This window comes from Gluconobacter sp. (genome assembly GCF_047723935.1).
GTDB lineage: Bacteria > Pseudomonadota > Alphaproteobacteria > Acetobacterales > Acetobacteraceae > Gluconobacter.
The window spans coordinates 44,628-57,646 of sequence record NZ_JBDOBO010000002.1; the positions used below are offsets into that span (position 1 = coordinate 44,628).

A 13,019-nucleotide genomic window follows, 5' to 3' on the forward strand; every position below is an offset into this window, starting at 1 on the left:
GCGGAAACGGGGTTTAGCTGATGATTCGCTTGGGATCAACCCTCAGTATGAGGATATTCTTCAGAGTCTTCTTCATTATCCTGCCTGAAGGACGGAACGCGGTAGTTACCGTTGAACCAGCGCCCCAGATCAATGTCTGCACAGTGCTGTGAGCAGAAGGGCCGAAAAGCCGGTTCCGTTGGACGATTGCAGATAGGGCAGGTGGCACTCATGACAGGCTCCAGCTTGCAGGGGGTGCGTTTGGATCCATGACCAGCTCCAAGGGAGCGGCCCGGCGGGAAATGAAGTCGCTCATGGCTTCCGGATCGTTCTCTAGAGCCCTGAAGAGAGAAATGGATGCTGTCAGAGTGCGACCCTTGCGGTCTTCTCGCAAAATGGTGCGGAGCACTGACAGCGCCCTCCCATGTGGGGAGGACAAAAGCTCATGCAAGGGAGGTCTGCGCCGCGGGCGAGTGATTTCCAGAAGACCGGAAGGCGTGGCTCCGAGCACTTGCGACTTCAACGGATCATCCAACAGGGCATCGCGCAGGAAGCTGACGAGGGCAGGCCTCTTGCGGCTTTTAACGCCTGCGGGATCAACCAGCAGCGTCCCTGACAGATTGCGGAGGCGGATCTGGCGCGCCAAGGCTGGAAAGCTTGCAACGTTTCCCTTGAAGTCAGGAGCGCTGGCGCTGTCCAGGTCTATGGCGATCAGGGCGGGGGTGGGAAAGATACTGGCTGTCAGTTGGCCAAGATCTGCAAATTCGGAGCCAAGTTCGTCAAAGTCGCTTTCCAGCGTGTCGTCAAAAGCCTGCTGGCATCGCTGAAACCGGGGGCGCAGTCGGGCCGGAAGGCGAGCGGCAACACCTGGCGCATCAACGTACAGAGGGGTGTCAGGATAGCGGTCTGCCAGCTCTTCCAGCGGTGAAGGACCGCATGCCAGAAGCGTCGGTGCAACAGGCATATCCGGCACAGACTCTGCTTTACGCAGGCGCAGGCCCTTGCCATTCTGTGCGGAGCGGCTGACGCGGACGGAGATCAGTTCTCCTTGAACCAGCGCGTCCCTGCAGGACAGAAAGCCATTGTCTCCGTTGTGGAGTGTGACAAAGGCCCCGCCCAGTGCGGGAGCGACCGTTTGGATGCGCGCAATATGCCAGTCATCAAACCCATCCGGAAGGCCGGGACGCCAAATGGCAGCATCCAGAAGGGTTTCATGGTCCGTAACCGCAATCCGCACATCGCCCGGAGAGCAGGCGGCGCGGATCTCGATCACGCGATCCACCCACCCTGACGACGGTGCTGCCCGCGCAGAAGCTGTGCAGTTTCGAACAACGGGAGACCCACAACAGCAGAGTAACTGCCGCCAATTTGCCGGATATGAGCTGCGGCAGCCCCTTGGATCGCGTAGCCGCCAGCCTTGCCCTGCCAGTCTCCGTTGGCGATCAGTGCGTCGATCTGCCTGTCAGTAAGGCGGTGGAACGTAACGGCCGTTTCCACAAGGCGCTCATTGGCCACACCGTCCGTCCAAGCAGAGGTGGGACGCAGAGCCACTGCGGTCAGCACTTTGTGGTTTCGGCCTGAAAGCAGCCGCAGACACGCGCGTGCAGTCTGTTCATCCTCCGCTTTGGGGAGAATGCGTCGGCCGACCGCAACGACAGTATCCGCACCGATGACCAGAGCTGCATCCTGACGCTGTGCTGCTGCATGGTCAGCTTTTGTTCGGGCCAGACGTTGTACCAGCGCGCGGGGAAGTTCTCCGGGGCGCGGTTCCTCATCCACATCTGTGCTGATGACGGCATCAGGCACGATTCCAATCTGCTTCAGAAGAGCCAGACGTCGGGGGGAGGCAGACGCCAGAACAAGCGCCGGGCGATCTGTCATGCCATTTTCAGGCACAGGAGACTGGGAAATGGGCATACGCCGCAGTCTCTTACTTGAAGCGGAACGTGATCCGGCCCTTGGACAGGTCGTATGGGGTCATTTCAACGTTCACGCGGTCACCAGCGAGAACGCGGATACGGTTCTTGCGCATCTTGCCGCTCGTATGAGCGAGAATGGTGTGCTCGTTGTCGAGCGTGACACGGAACATGGCGTTGGGCAGCAGTTCCATGACGGTGCCGGTGAACTCGATAAGGTCTTCTTTGGACATGGGAATCCTTGCTTCAGGGACAGGGTAAAGGTCTGCGGATGGCAGTGGCCCCGATCGGAGCCTGAAAATCCAGTTCCGCTATGTGCGGACTGTCCGGCAAAAGGTCAAGCTTAACGCGGTTTTTCTGATGTTTTTGGCTGAAATGATTGTGGGCTTCCCACAGGACATGCGGATTGTCCATGCACCCGGTACGAAAAAGGTAGTGGAGGGATGGCACCTTGGTAAGGTGGATCATGTGAGCCTGTTCATGACCGTTTTCGTCGCAGGGGAGAGATATCGTAGCTTCAGCTACAGAGGTTTCTCTTTTTAAGGTCACAGAGAGCTATGTGCGAAGAGGAACATTTGCCCACCCCAATGAGAGGTGGGCAAAGACTTAGTGTTTGAGCTGGCCCAGACGAAGGGAAAGACTCAGAGCATGGGCATCCAGCCCCTCTGCCTGTGCGAGAGCAACCCCAGCGGGGCCGATCTTTTCAAGCCCGGCTTCATCCGCCTCAATGGTCGTTGTGCGTTTGATGAAGTCGAACACAGAAAGCCCTGAGGCGAAACGGGCCGTGCGGCTTGTGGGCAGAACGTGGTTGGGGCCACCAACGTAATCGCCCACAGCTTCCGGGCAGTAGCGGCCCATAAAGATGGCCCCCGCGTGGCGGATTTTTGCACTGAAGGCACGCGGTTCGTCGAGCAGCACTTCAAGATGTTCAGGAGCAAGCTGGTTCACAATCCGGGCGGCTTCATCCAGATTCCGAACGACAATGACTGCACCATGGTCTTCCCAGCTTTTGGCCGCGATAACGGTACGGGGAAGGGTTTCCAGCTCTGTCTGGACAGCCACCGTTACTGCGTCTGCAAACGCGGCATCCGTGGTGATGAGAATGGCCTGTGCCTGTTCATCATGTTCAGCCTGCGCCAGAAGATCGACTGCTGCCAGACGGGGATCATTATTCCCATCTGCCACAACGACAACTTCCGAAGGCCCGGCGATGCTGTCGATGCCAACATGGCCAAAGACCTGTCGCTTGGCCTCCGCCACGAACGCATTGCCTGGACCGACGATCCGGTCCACCGGAGCAATCAGTTCTGTTCCGTACGCCATGGCGCCCACAGCCTGTGCACCGCCGATCCGATAAATTTCTTCCACGCCACAAAGGCGGGCCGCGGCCAGAACAAGTGGGTTCAGCACACCATCAGGAGACGGAACACACATGGCCACGCGTTGCACCCCAGCGACGCGCGCGGGAAGGGCATTCATCAGCACCGAGGAAGGATAAGCGGCTTTTCCGCCGGGCACATAAAGACCCACGGCATCCAGAGCCGTCCAGCGCATGCCAAGGCGGATTCCTTCGTCGTCCGTGAAATCCAGATCCTTCGGCATCTGTGCAGCATGGAACGCTTCAATGCGCCGGGCAGCGGTTTTGAGAGCATCCATCAGGTCTGACGGGACAAGATCTGCCTGCGTGGCAATTTCTTCCGCGCTGATGCGTAGTTTTTCAGCAGGCAGAGTCAGGCGGTCAAAGCGGGCCGTATAGTCACAGAGCGCCTCGTCCCCGCGCTGACGAACGTCAGTCAGGATGGCTCGGACCGGCTCCGCAACGCTGCGCTCGTCGCTGCTGCGATCTGCCAGAAGGCTCGCAAGATCCTGTTCAAAACTGGCGCTCAGGGTGTCGAGACGTTTCATTTTGACGTCCCCTCAGTGTTGAGGGCTGCACGGAATCGCTCGATCAGTGCCCCGATTTCTTCAGGGCGCGTCTTGAGCGCAACGCGATTGACGATCAGGCGGCTGGTGACGTGTGCAATGGTTTCGGTTTCCATGAGGCCGTTGGCACGGAGAGTGGAGCCCGTATCAACCAGATCCACGATTACGCTCGCCAGATCCAGGGTCGGCGCAAGCTCCATGGCACCGTTCAGATGCACGATTTCTGCATTCACGGCACGAGACGCGAAGTGACGCCGCGCAATGGTCGGATATTTTGTGGCGACACGCAGGCGTGACTGAGAGGCTGCCGGATCTTCGGTGACGGTTTTGGGGCGCGCCACGGCAATCCGGCAGCCACCAATCCCGAGATCAAGCGGAGCGTAAATATCCGGATAGTCGAATTCCATCAGGACATCTGCGCCACAGACACCGATATGCGCCCCACCATACGCTACGAAAGTTGCGACGTCGAAAGAACGGACGCGCACAACATCCAGATTTGGATAGGAGGTGCCAAATCGCAGCCGACGGCTGCTTTCCTGAAGGCAGTCCGCATCGGGTTCGATGCCTGTTCGTGTCAGAACGGGGGCTAACGCCTTGAGAATCCGCCCTTTTGGAAGGGCAAGGATCAGCGGAGAACCGCTTCGGTCAGAAGTGTCCGTTCCGGTCTGAGGCGCTGTCATGGGGCGTCTGTCCTTGCTGTCCGCAGCCAATGAAAAGAGAACAGCAGCGCATATCACGAAGCGGCGGTCTTCCAAAATTTCTTGACAGGGAGGGTGCACATCGATGCATCTTGTATGCATGTCTGCAAACATAGAGACATTGCTGTTTCCAACCCCTCTTTCTGCTGCGAGTGGCCTGCCCCTGCGCGCACAGATGCGGGAGCGTATCCTGACAGCGATAGGTTCAGGTCTGCTTTCTCCGGGAGACCAGCTTCCCACGATGCGGGCGTTGTCAGTTCATCTTCGGGTTGATCTCAACACTGTGCAGCGTGCTTACGCGGAACTGGAACGGCTGGGTGCCATCGAGACGTATCGGGCGCGAGGCAGTTTTGTGAGCCAGCATCCTCCATCGGGCGATATTGATCGAAAGAAGGGAGAGCTCATGGATCTCGCTGCGGCAACAATCGCCCGGAGCCATGCTTTGGGGCTCGATCCAGACGAGCTCCTCCGGGCCATGCAGCACCTTCTTGAAGCGTCTTCGCCCACAATCGCGCCAGAGACCAGCGCCGGAAAGGCATAGTCATGATTTCGTATCCAACACTTCCGTCGTCCGTGTCGCGGCGCAGCAATGGCCTTCCTGTCAATTCGGTGTCTATTGCACTGGCTCTCGGGTGTATTCTGGTCGGCGGGGGCTTACAGGTTCTGACCTTTAACTTCGCCTTCTCGATCATCGGCGTGGTGCTGGGCGTTCTCGTCCTTCTGTCTCTGAAGATGTGCAACTCCTGGCAGCGTGCTCTGGTCTTGCGCGCTGGTAAAATTCAGGGTTTGCGGGGACCTGGGCTGTTTCTCATCATCCCTTTTGTAGATCAGGTCACCGAAGTGGTTGATCAGCGGATCAGGACAGTTCCGGTGCATACGCGGCAAACCCTGACACGCGATACGACGCCGGTGGATGTGGATGCTGTTGTTTTCTGGATGGTTCATGATCCGCTCCGCGCCATCACGGAGCTGGATGACTATGAGGGGTCCGTGTCCATGGTGGCACTGACGACCCTGCGTGAGGTGGTCAGCAGCTCTGATCTTGCCGTGTTACTGGAGGATCGTCGCAGAATTGATGACCAGCTTCGGGACCTGATTGAGGTCAAGACGCGCGAATGGGGTGTTACGGTGCAGGCCGTTGAGATCCGTGATGTTCAGCTGCCAGATAATTTGCAGGATGCGATGAGCCGTCAGGCGCAGGCAGAGCGGGAACGTGCAGCGCGTGTTACGCTCGCCAGTGCCGAACGTGCTGTTGCTGTGGAGTTGGCTGCTGCAGCCAAAACGTATGAAGCCTCCCCGATTGCCCTGCAGATTCTTCAGATCAACCGCGTTTTTGAGATGAATAAAAACCGTGGAACGACCATCCTGATGCCGACCACCATGGCCGATGCGATGGGAAGTGCGACCGCCTTTGCTGCGGCCGTGCAGGCCGCAACACAAACGGATTCTGAAGCACCATCAGCCTGAATCACGTCAGAACGTGGCTTTTGATGAGAGGCTCCAGCCAGTCCACGAATGTTGTCACACGATCACCAGCGGAGTGCCTGTGTGGATATAGAATGGTCATGGGCAGAGCCTCTGCGCACCATTCAGGCATCACGCTGACGAGCTCTCCACCCTGAATATGCTGCTGCACGTCATAGGCCGGAATCTGGATCAGACCCAGCCCGGCCAGGCAGCAGGCAATGAGGGCTTCAGCGTTATCCACCGTCACGCGACTGGGTGGCGAAGCGGTTTTGGTCTCTCCGCCCTCCTGCCATTCCCATTCTTCCGGTCGGCCAGTGACGGGGGATGCATATCGCACCACGTAATGATCGTTCAGGGCATCTGGGTGGGCAGGGCTGCCAAACTGGTCAAGATAGGCCGCACTCGCGACGTTAATCAGATTGAGTTCTCCGATCCTGCGACTGATGAGACCGGAATCCTGCAACGGCCCTACACGCAGAACGCAATCTGCTCTGTCTTCCACCAGATTGATGGCTCGGTCCGTGACGCCAAGATCGACGGACAAGCCAGGGTGACGGGATAAAAAATCGGGTAAAGCCGGGGCAACAATGAGACGTCCGATCCTGCCCGGCATATTGACCCTTACGACACCACTGAGGCCGTCACGGTCTTTCCGGAACAGCGTTTCAATGTCCTCCACCTCCCCGATGACGCGCAGGCAACGCTTGTAAAAAGCCAGTCCGTCCTGAGTGGGAGAGACCGCGCGCGTGGTTCTGGCGAGCAAACGCGTTCCTGCTCGCGTTTCCAGATCACGAATGGCTGTGGAGATGGTCGAACGTGGCATGTTCAGCATGTCAGCCGTGCGTGTGAAACTGGAAGTTTCAACGACTCTGGTGAAAATGCGGAAGAGGTCGATCCGGTCCAAAAAAGTCTCCGCAGAGCAGGGGCCTGAGTTTGTTCGTGATTCCTGACAGGTGTCGTCAGGAATACAGCCTTTGTTATGTTCCGTCAGACGGTAGCCTGCGCGTTCCATTTCAAAAAGGCGGAGACCGGATCATGACAGATCACAGTATCAAAGGAAAAACGGTTCTTATTGCTGGGGGCGCCAAGAACCTTGGCGGTCTGATCGCGCGGGATCTTGCGGCTCATGGGGCTCGTGCCATCGCCATTCACTACAACAGTGCAGCGACAAAACCCGCTGCGGACGAAACGATCGCGGCTCTCAAAGCCCAGGGCGTGGAGGCTGTCGCTTTTCAGCAGGACCTGAGAACTGCGGATGGCAACACCAAGCTGTTTGCTGACGCTTTGGCTGCCATCGGTCGGCCGGATATTGCGATCAATACGGTTGGCAAAGTGCTCAAGAAGCCGATGGCAGAGACGTCTGAGCAGGAGTTCGACGAGATGTTCGACGTGAACACGAAGTCGGCTTTTTTCTTCATCAAAGAAGCCGGAGAACATCTCAACGACAACGGCAAGATTCTGACGCTCGTTACGTCACTTCTGGGAGCTTACACGCCGTTCTACTCCACCTATGCGGGAAGCAAAGCGGCTGTCGAGCATTTCACTCGTGCTGCTTCCAAAGAGTACGGCGCACGGGGCATTTCCGTGAATGCGATTGGCCCCGGGCCAATGGATACGCCCTTCTTTTATGGGCAGGAAGGTGCGGATGCCGTTGCATATCACAAGACAGCGGCTGCCCTGTCCGCTCTGAGCAAGACCGGCCTGACCGACATTGAGGATGTTGTCCCCTTTGTCCGGACGCTTGTGTCTGATGGCTGGTGGATGACGGGTCAGACCATTCTTGTGAATGGTGGATACACGACCAAGTAAGAAACAAGGGCTGCCAGGGTTTTCTCCCTGGCAGCCCTTTGCAGGCTCAGAATGTCGCGTTGATACGGCCGTAGTAGTAGCCGCCGTTGATCGGCACCTGTGCAGAGTTGGAGTCATAGACGGCAGCACCGTATGAGCTCAGCTCTTCCGGAAGCTTGCGGGGACGAACGTTGAACACGTTGTTACCGCCAACAGCCACATGCCAGTGCTCGTTGAAGCGATAGCCGACTTCAAGATCGGTCAGCCAGCGCGGAGTGTTCTTGAACTGGCCAAAGCAGGTGTTGGAGTAACGAAGGGCGGCCCCGCCGGCAGCGGCGCAGGTGGCAGAGGTTGGCGTCCAGTCCTGATAGGTCATCATGCTGGTGGTTTCGCCGTAACGCGTCTGCCGTACGTTGATGTCCCATTTCCCAACCGTGTAGTACGCGTTGAGGATGATCTTGCTCCGTGGGTAGCCCGTCGTGAGGTAACCAATTGTCTGCGCATTGAGCAGCGGGTTGCCGTTTGTATCGCTGGCAACATGATGCATGCGGGTACGGTTCAGATCCAGCGCCATGCTGAGGGCGAGATTACCGTAGCGATGCAGGTGGAACGTGTAGTCGGCCTTAATGTCCAGGCCCTGTGTCCGCGTACTGGCAACGTTGGCAAAGTAATAGGCCGAGACGTTGCTGACATCAAAAGAGTTGACTGGCAGCGCGTAACCCATGGCCTGAATGGCGTCGACAGCCGCCTGACCCTTCGTGGTTCCACCTTGCGAAATGCGATTGCGCAGATTGATCTGATAGACGTCTGCCTCCACGTGGAAGCCCTTGACCGGTTCCACGACGACGCCGCCACTGGAGCTTACGGAGTATTCGGGCTTGAGCGGGCTGGCACCCAGGATCTGTGCTGCTGCGGAGCTGACAGGCAGAAGACCGCTGGCGCTAGTCGGGCTCACACTCATCGTGCTGTAGTGCTGCTCGGCGAGGGTCGGGGCACGGAAGCCTGTGCTGATCGTTCCGCGGAAGGCCAGCCAGGGCGTTGCGTCGTAGCGTGTGGAGACCTTGCCGTTCTGGGCATTGCCAACATCTGTGTAATGCTCGAACCGGCCTGCGAAATCCAGATCCCAGTGCTTCAGAGGGTGGAAATCGCCATCAATATATGCGGCCCAGATGTTTCGGCTCCAGGAGCCTGCATTCTGTGGTCGCAGGCCAGCATACCCTTGCGTGCCACCGACTTCGTAAGAAGCGGGTTCACCAGCGACGATGTCATACATCTCGAGGCGATGTTCACCCCCAAAGGCAAGAACCATCGGGACGGTGTTGAAGATGTTGATCTTCCGGCGGAAATCCAGATTGTTGGTCCACTGGGCATTACGGTAGTTCAGCGCGCGCACAGTCGTGGGAGACCAGCCACACCCGGTGGAGGAATAATTGGCGACGTTGCCGTTATTGCAGGTAGAGCCCAGCATACCGGTGTTGGCCGTGTTCTTGTTGCTGATCTTGTCCTGATCTGCACCGTAAACCGTGCTCAGATCCCAGTCGAAGCCATAGAAATCATGCCCTTTGAGGCCGAGTTCACCGGCGTAGTCGTCTTCATCAATGACTTCGAGCGGAGAGAAGCCGGAAGGATAAAGCGTCGGGGCAATGCTAGGAACGCGGTAGTTCTGAATGGCTTCGGCATGACGATGGGCGTAGGTCACCTGTCCATACAGATCGATTTTTTCAGTAATCGGCTTCCCGAAATCAATCCCCAGATTTTCGCGGGTTTCTTCTGGGGTGCTCATGATCTTGTTGGAATTTTTCGGCACGTTCACGGCATTGGCCACAACGCCTGTATAGTAGCCATTGGTGTTGGCGCCTGCCGGCCAGCTTCCCAGAAGGCGATGGTCATTCGCACCAGCAACAAAGTGATCCGTGTGATAAACTTGCCCGCTGATGTGCATGAAACCATCATGGCCAAGTTTGAAGCCACCATCAGCATTGAGTTGGTACTGCCATCCGTCTCCGTTATAGGCGTTCGCGCCAGTTTGAGCGGACATGTTCAGCCCGTGATTCTGCTTCTTGGTGATGATGTTCACCACGCCTGCAATCGCATCGGAGCCGTACATGGCTGCTGCGCCATCTTCCAGAACTTCGATGTGGTCGATCATGTTTGCCGGGATCATATTCAGATCGACTGGCGTGGAGCCAAACTGGGGCCCGGCGTTCTGTACGATGTTGGCTGTGACGTGGCGGCGCTTGCCATCAATCAGGATCAGCACCTGGTTTGGGTTAAGGCCACGCATCCGGATTGAGGAGGTGAGAGCGGCAGTATCACTCCCCTTCGCAGAGACGTTGATCGAAGCATAGGTGCGCGTCAGGGCATCAGCCAGATTCATCTGGCCGGACCGTCGCAGCGTTGCGGCGGACACGACTGTTACCGGGCTCGAGCTGTCTCGAGCCCTTTTGTTACTGGCATGTGTCCCCGTAACGATCATGCTCTCATTGCCACCTTCAGCAGCGCGATGCTGCACAGCCTGTCGCTTCACTGCCGTGGGCGTTGTTGCTGCCTGAGGCGTGGCATGATGATGGATGGTTTTGGGATGAGTATTCGCTGTTGCCGTAGGTGTTGCGGCAAAAGCATGGGTTCCGACGGTGGACGCCAGGAGAGACGTTGTTGCGAAGAAAAAGAGACGCCTTGATGACATACCGTCGACTCCCAATAAGCTACGGTCTTCTGCAGCACCAACGCTGCTGTCATTATTCATAACGAACTCGTTACGTCTGGCTATGCAAATTCTGATACCGAAATGTTTTGTCATTCTGAAAAAGAAACAAAGGCCACAATCAGTAAATTGCGGCCTTCTGGAACATTCAGATTTTGAAGATGTCAGGCGGTCTTGTTGAAGGCCGCTACAATATTGGAGAGGTTTCTCTGCCTCTGTGTCGCAAGCCGTGCAGCAGTCAGAACTGATCTGGCTTGAGAGATAGCTGTATCGAGGTCAGAATTAATGATCGTGTGGTCAAACTCTGCCCAGTGAGAAATTTCATCCAGCGCGGCTTTCATTCGCTTTGCAATTTCTGCCGGGTCATCAGAGGCCCGTTTGTGGAGCCTGCGTTCCAGTTCTTCAAGTGAGGGTGGCAGAACAAACAGGCTCACTACGTCTGCGGGGAGGGCGGCTCTCAGCTGGCGATGGCCTTGCCAGTCAATGTCAAAGACCATGTCATGACCGGCCTCTAATGCCTCCTCAACGGGCGCGCGTGGCGTGCCATAGCCACGGCCGAAAACTTCTGCCCATTCCAGAAGCTCTCCGGCATCTGCCATCGTGCGAAACGCCTCGATATCCCGGAAGTGATAATGAACACCTTCGACTTCACCGGGACGCGGCCCACGGGTCGTCACGGAAACAGAGTGCTTCAATGATGGCTCTGACGCACGAAGGGCGTTTGCAATCGTGGATTTACCCGCACCGGAGGGGGCTGAAATCACCAGGCAGACACCGCGTCGGGGCTGTTGGATCATGAGGGTCTCCTTGATGTTTCCTGAGGCAGGACAATGTCGCTGCCTCTAGCCTGAAAACCCCTTGTCTGACCAGATATTCCTCAGGTTTCGGACTGAAGCTGGGCTGTTATTGCGCTGCTGAGAGACCGTCTGCGCGATCCGCCGAGGATGTGGCCAAGGGGGGCCAGAACCTCGATATGGTCACAGATGATCTTGAAAACAGCGAGCATCGGGACGGACAGGAAGGCGCCGGAAATGCCCCACATCCAGTCCCAGAACAGAAGAGACCCCATCACGAAAACCGGGTTCAGCGTGAAGCGCCGGGCCAGAAGCATGGGGGTGATGGTTTCACCTTCCAGCACATGAATCAGCAGGTAGATGGAAGGGGGAACTAGCGCATAAAGCAGGGACGGGAAGGTAAAGAGCCCCACAACGAAATAGACCACCATTCCGGTCAGGGGGCCGATGATCGGGATGTAGTTGAGCAGAAAAGCCAGAACCCCCCAAAGCAGGGGATTGGGCATGCCCGTTGCCCAGCACTGGATCATGTTCGCAAGCCCCACCAGCAGATTCATCATCGTGATGGTCGCGAGATACAGAGAGACATTCCGTTCGATCTGGGTCGTAATCTGAACGAGCCGACGCTTCTTCCGGAATGTGGGCATGATTTCCACAATCCGGCGCAGCAGTGTGTCCCCTTCCGTCATGAGGAAGAAGAGCATCAGCAACATGGAAAAGAAGCCGCCTGCAATTTCCCTGGTGCCCGCGAGAACTGACGTTCCAAGGCGGCTGAGGGCATTCTCTCCACCAATCGGAGCCGCTACGGCATGAGAACCAGAGGGTCTGTAGCCGCCGAACATCCCGGAAAGCCGCATGTAATCCCGCTGCATGACTTCAATCGGCCCTCGCATGACGGCCAGCTTGCTCTGAAGAGCAGGGAGGGTCTGTGGTGCGCGGGAAATCCATCCTGCCGCCGGGACTGAAATCGTGGTCGCAATCCCTCCAACCACGCCAAACATGGCAACGATCAACAAAAGGGCAGCCAGATGTTTGGGAAGATGAAGCCTCTGCCGAAGGAAGCGCATGGGGGCAATCATCATCAGATTGACGACCAGTGCGAACACGAACGGCAGAAGAATGGGGGCTGTGAAGTATAGAGAGTAGAATACGGCCAGAATTGTCAGAATCAGAACGCAGATGTCCCGGACGTTCAGGTGCTGACGTAATATGTTACGGTCGAGCGTCGGATCTGGCAGTTCATCATTATCCCGCGGAGGGGGCCAACTTGGGCCGGATGCATCCTCTTCCGGCGGAAGAGAGGCTTTCTGGCTGGAAACTGCGGAAGGCTCTGTCGGACGGCCGGACATGTTTGACGCCTGAAGCGGAGAAGGGTGACGTCAGGGTAAAAGCCCTGACAGAGGACACAGTTGCGTGTTCTGCCCAAAAACCCTCTTGAACTCCAGTGGGAAGAGGTAACTAAATAATGATCAGAGCTGGTGGGGGTCTGCCCTGCTGGCGAACCTGGAGCTAGGAGAACAGCCATGGCTTGGAACACGCCGAAAGTTACCGAAATTCCGCTAGGCGCAGAAATCAACTCGTACGTCTGCGGCGAGAAGAAGTAATCATCTTTTCCCTTTCGGGGAAAAATGGCGGCCGCCTCCCACAGGGGCGGCCGTTTTCTGTTCATGCTTGCCCCGGGGGTTTGTGGAAAATTATTGTTGTGCTAGGGGGCGGGGCCGCGGGCGGGGGGGGGTTGCCCCCAAGG

Annotated in this window: 14 protein-coding genes; 4 read left to right on the plus strand and 10 right to left on the minus strand. The window is 57.2% G+C overall.

What is annotated here, in order from left to right; all coding sequences use genetic code 11:
- Positions 1 to 35: 35 nt before the first annotated feature.
- The 6 genes from ABF979_RS02395 to hisG all read right to left on the minus strand — a co-directional run bounded on the left by ABF979_RS02395 (position 36) and on the right by hisG (position 4,501).
- Positions 36 to 212: a DNA gyrase inhibitor YacG gene (locus tag ABF979_RS02395; protein ID WP_211502471.1), complete on the minus strand. Its 177-nt coding sequence runs from the start codon at positions 210 to 212 to the stop codon at positions 36 to 38.
- On the minus strand, positions 209 to 1,252 hold the full coding sequence (locus tag ABF979_RS02400; protein ID WP_415557574.1) for a ribonuclease E/G: 1,044 nt from the start codon (positions 1,250 to 1,252) through the stop codon (positions 209 to 211). The genes ABF979_RS02395 and ABF979_RS02400 overlap by 4 nt, the downstream gene beginning before the upstream one ends.
- A complete protein-coding gene (locus ABF979_RS02405) occupies positions 1,249 to 1,896 on the minus strand; it encodes a Maf family protein (protein WP_202206903.1) in 648 nt (215 codons plus the stop codon). The genes ABF979_RS02400 and ABF979_RS02405 overlap by 4 nt, the downstream gene beginning before the upstream one ends.
- Before the next feature lie 13 nt (positions 1,897 to 1,909).
- Complete coding sequence (gene infA / locus ABF979_RS02410; protein ID WP_007282896.1) at positions 1,910 to 2,128, minus strand: translation initiation factor IF-1; 219 nt, start codon at positions 2,126 to 2,128, stop codon at positions 1,910 to 1,912.
- A gap of 373 nt (positions 2,129 to 2,501) precedes the next feature.
- Entirely contained in the window at positions 2,502 to 3,800 is a 1,299-nt protein-coding gene (gene hisD, locus ABF979_RS02415; protein ID WP_415557575.1) for a histidinol dehydrogenase, read from the minus strand.
- The gene (gene hisG / locus ABF979_RS02420) at positions 3,797 to 4,501 is read right to left on the minus strand and encodes an ATP phosphoribosyltransferase (RefSeq protein WP_415557576.1); all 705 of its coding nucleotides are present in this window, start codon (positions 4,499 to 4,501) and stop codon (positions 3,797 to 3,799) included. The genes hisD and hisG overlap by 4 nt, the downstream gene beginning before the upstream one ends.
- A gap of 118 nt (positions 4,502 to 4,619) precedes the next feature.
- On the opposite strand from hisG, the gene ABF979_RS02425 reads away from it, so the two are divergent.
- Positions 4,620 to 5,060, plus strand: a complete 441-nt coding sequence (locus ABF979_RS02425; protein WP_415557577.1) for a GntR family transcriptional regulator — start codon at positions 4,620 to 4,622, stop codon at positions 5,058 to 5,060.
- Positions 5,061 to 5,062: 2 nt separating this feature from the next.
- Entirely contained in the window at positions 5,063 to 5,986 is a 924-nt protein-coding gene (locus tag ABF979_RS02430; protein WP_415557578.1) for a slipin family protein, read from the plus strand.
- A 1-nt stretch (position 5,987) separates the two neighbouring features.
- Here the strand turns inward: ABF979_RS02430 and ABF979_RS02435 are convergent, their stop codons facing one another.
- Positions 5,988 to 6,890: a LysR family transcriptional regulator gene (locus ABF979_RS02435; RefSeq protein WP_415557579.1), complete on the minus strand. Its 903-nt coding sequence runs from the start codon at positions 6,888 to 6,890 to the stop codon at positions 5,988 to 5,990.
- Between the two features lie 131 nt (positions 6,891 to 7,021).
- Between ABF979_RS02435 and ABF979_RS02440 the strand changes: the two genes are divergently transcribed.
- Positions 7,022 to 7,795 (plus strand): SDR family oxidoreductase, encoded by a 774-nt coding sequence (locus ABF979_RS02440; protein ID WP_415557580.1) that lies wholly within the window; start codon positions 7,022 to 7,024, stop codon positions 7,793 to 7,795.
- Between the two features lie 46 nt (positions 7,796 to 7,841).
- Here ABF979_RS02440 and ABF979_RS02445 read toward each other — a convergent pair whose 3' ends face one another.
- The 3 genes from ABF979_RS02445 to ABF979_RS02455 all read right to left on the minus strand — a co-directional run bounded on the left by ABF979_RS02445 (position 7,842) and on the right by ABF979_RS02455 (position 12,621).
- Positions 7,842 to 10,460, minus strand: coding sequence for a TonB-dependent receptor plug domain-containing protein (locus tag ABF979_RS02445; protein ID WP_415557581.1), 2,619 nt, complete (start codon positions 10,458 to 10,460; stop codon positions 7,842 to 7,844).
- Positions 10,461 to 10,642: 182 nt separating this feature from the next.
- Positions 10,643 to 11,275 (minus strand): guanylate kinase, encoded by a 633-nt coding sequence (gmk, locus tag ABF979_RS02450; RefSeq protein ID WP_415557582.1) that lies wholly within the window; start codon positions 11,273 to 11,275, stop codon positions 10,643 to 10,645.
- A gap of 80 nt (positions 11,276 to 11,355) precedes the next feature.
- Positions 11,356 to 12,621: an AI-2E family transporter gene (locus ABF979_RS02455; protein ID WP_215749655.1), complete on the minus strand. Its 1,266-nt coding sequence runs from the start codon at positions 12,619 to 12,621 to the stop codon at positions 11,356 to 11,358.
- 174 nt (positions 12,622 to 12,795) lie between these two features.
- Between ABF979_RS02455 and pqqA the strand changes: the two genes are divergently transcribed.
- Complete coding sequence (gene pqqA / locus ABF979_RS02460; RefSeq protein ID WP_010502998.1) at positions 12,796 to 12,876, plus strand: pyrroloquinoline quinone precursor peptide PqqA; 81 nt, start codon at positions 12,796 to 12,798, stop codon at positions 12,874 to 12,876.
- Positions 12,877 to 13,019: the final 143 nt, after the last annotated feature.

Bases quoted from the DNA above. Each gene is read 5' to 3' on its own strand.
- ABF979_RS02395 (WP_211502471.1), bottom strand. From the start codon at position 212: ATGAGTGCCACCTGCCCTATCTGCAATCGTCCAACGGAACCGGCTTTT.
- ABF979_RS02405 (WP_202206903.1), bottom strand. From the start codon at position 1,896: ATGCCCATTTCCCAGTCTCCTGTGCCTGAAAATGGCATGACAGATCGC.
- hisD (WP_415557575.1), bottom strand. From the start codon at position 3,800: ATGAAACGTCTCGACACCCTGAGCGCCAGTTTTGAACAGGATCTTGCG.
- infA (WP_007282896.1), bottom strand. From the start codon at position 2,128: ATGTCCAAAGAAGACCTTATCGAGTTCACCGGCACCGTCATGGAACTG.
- ABF979_RS02430 (WP_415557578.1), top strand. From the start codon at position 5,063: ATGATTTCGTATCCAACACTTCCGTCGTCCGTGTCGCGGCGCAGCAAT.
- ABF979_RS02455 (WP_215749655.1), bottom strand. From the start codon at position 12,621: ATGTCCGGCCGTCCGACAGAGCCTTCCGCAGTTTCCAGCCAGAAAGCC.
- gmk (WP_415557582.1), bottom strand. From the start codon at position 11,275: ATGATCCAACAGCCCCGACGCGGTGTCTGCCTGGTGATTTCAGCCCCC.
- ABF979_RS02445 (WP_415557581.1), bottom strand. From the start codon at position 10,460: ATGTCATCAAGGCGTCTCTTTTTCTTCGCAACAACGTCTCTCCTGGCG.
- hisG (WP_415557576.1), bottom strand. From the start codon at position 4,501: ATGACAGCGCCTCAGACCGGAACGGACACTTCTGACCGAAGCGGTTCT.
- ABF979_RS02425 (WP_415557577.1), top strand. From the start codon at position 4,620: ATGTCTGCAAACATAGAGACATTGCTGTTTCCAACCCCTCTTTCTGCT.
- ABF979_RS02440 (WP_415557580.1), top strand. From the start codon at position 7,022: ATGACAGATCACAGTATCAAAGGAAAAACGGTTCTTATTGCTGGGGGC.
- pqqA (WP_010502998.1), top strand. From the start codon at position 12,796: ATGGCTTGGAACACGCCGAAAGTTACCGAAATTCCGCTAGGCGCAGAA.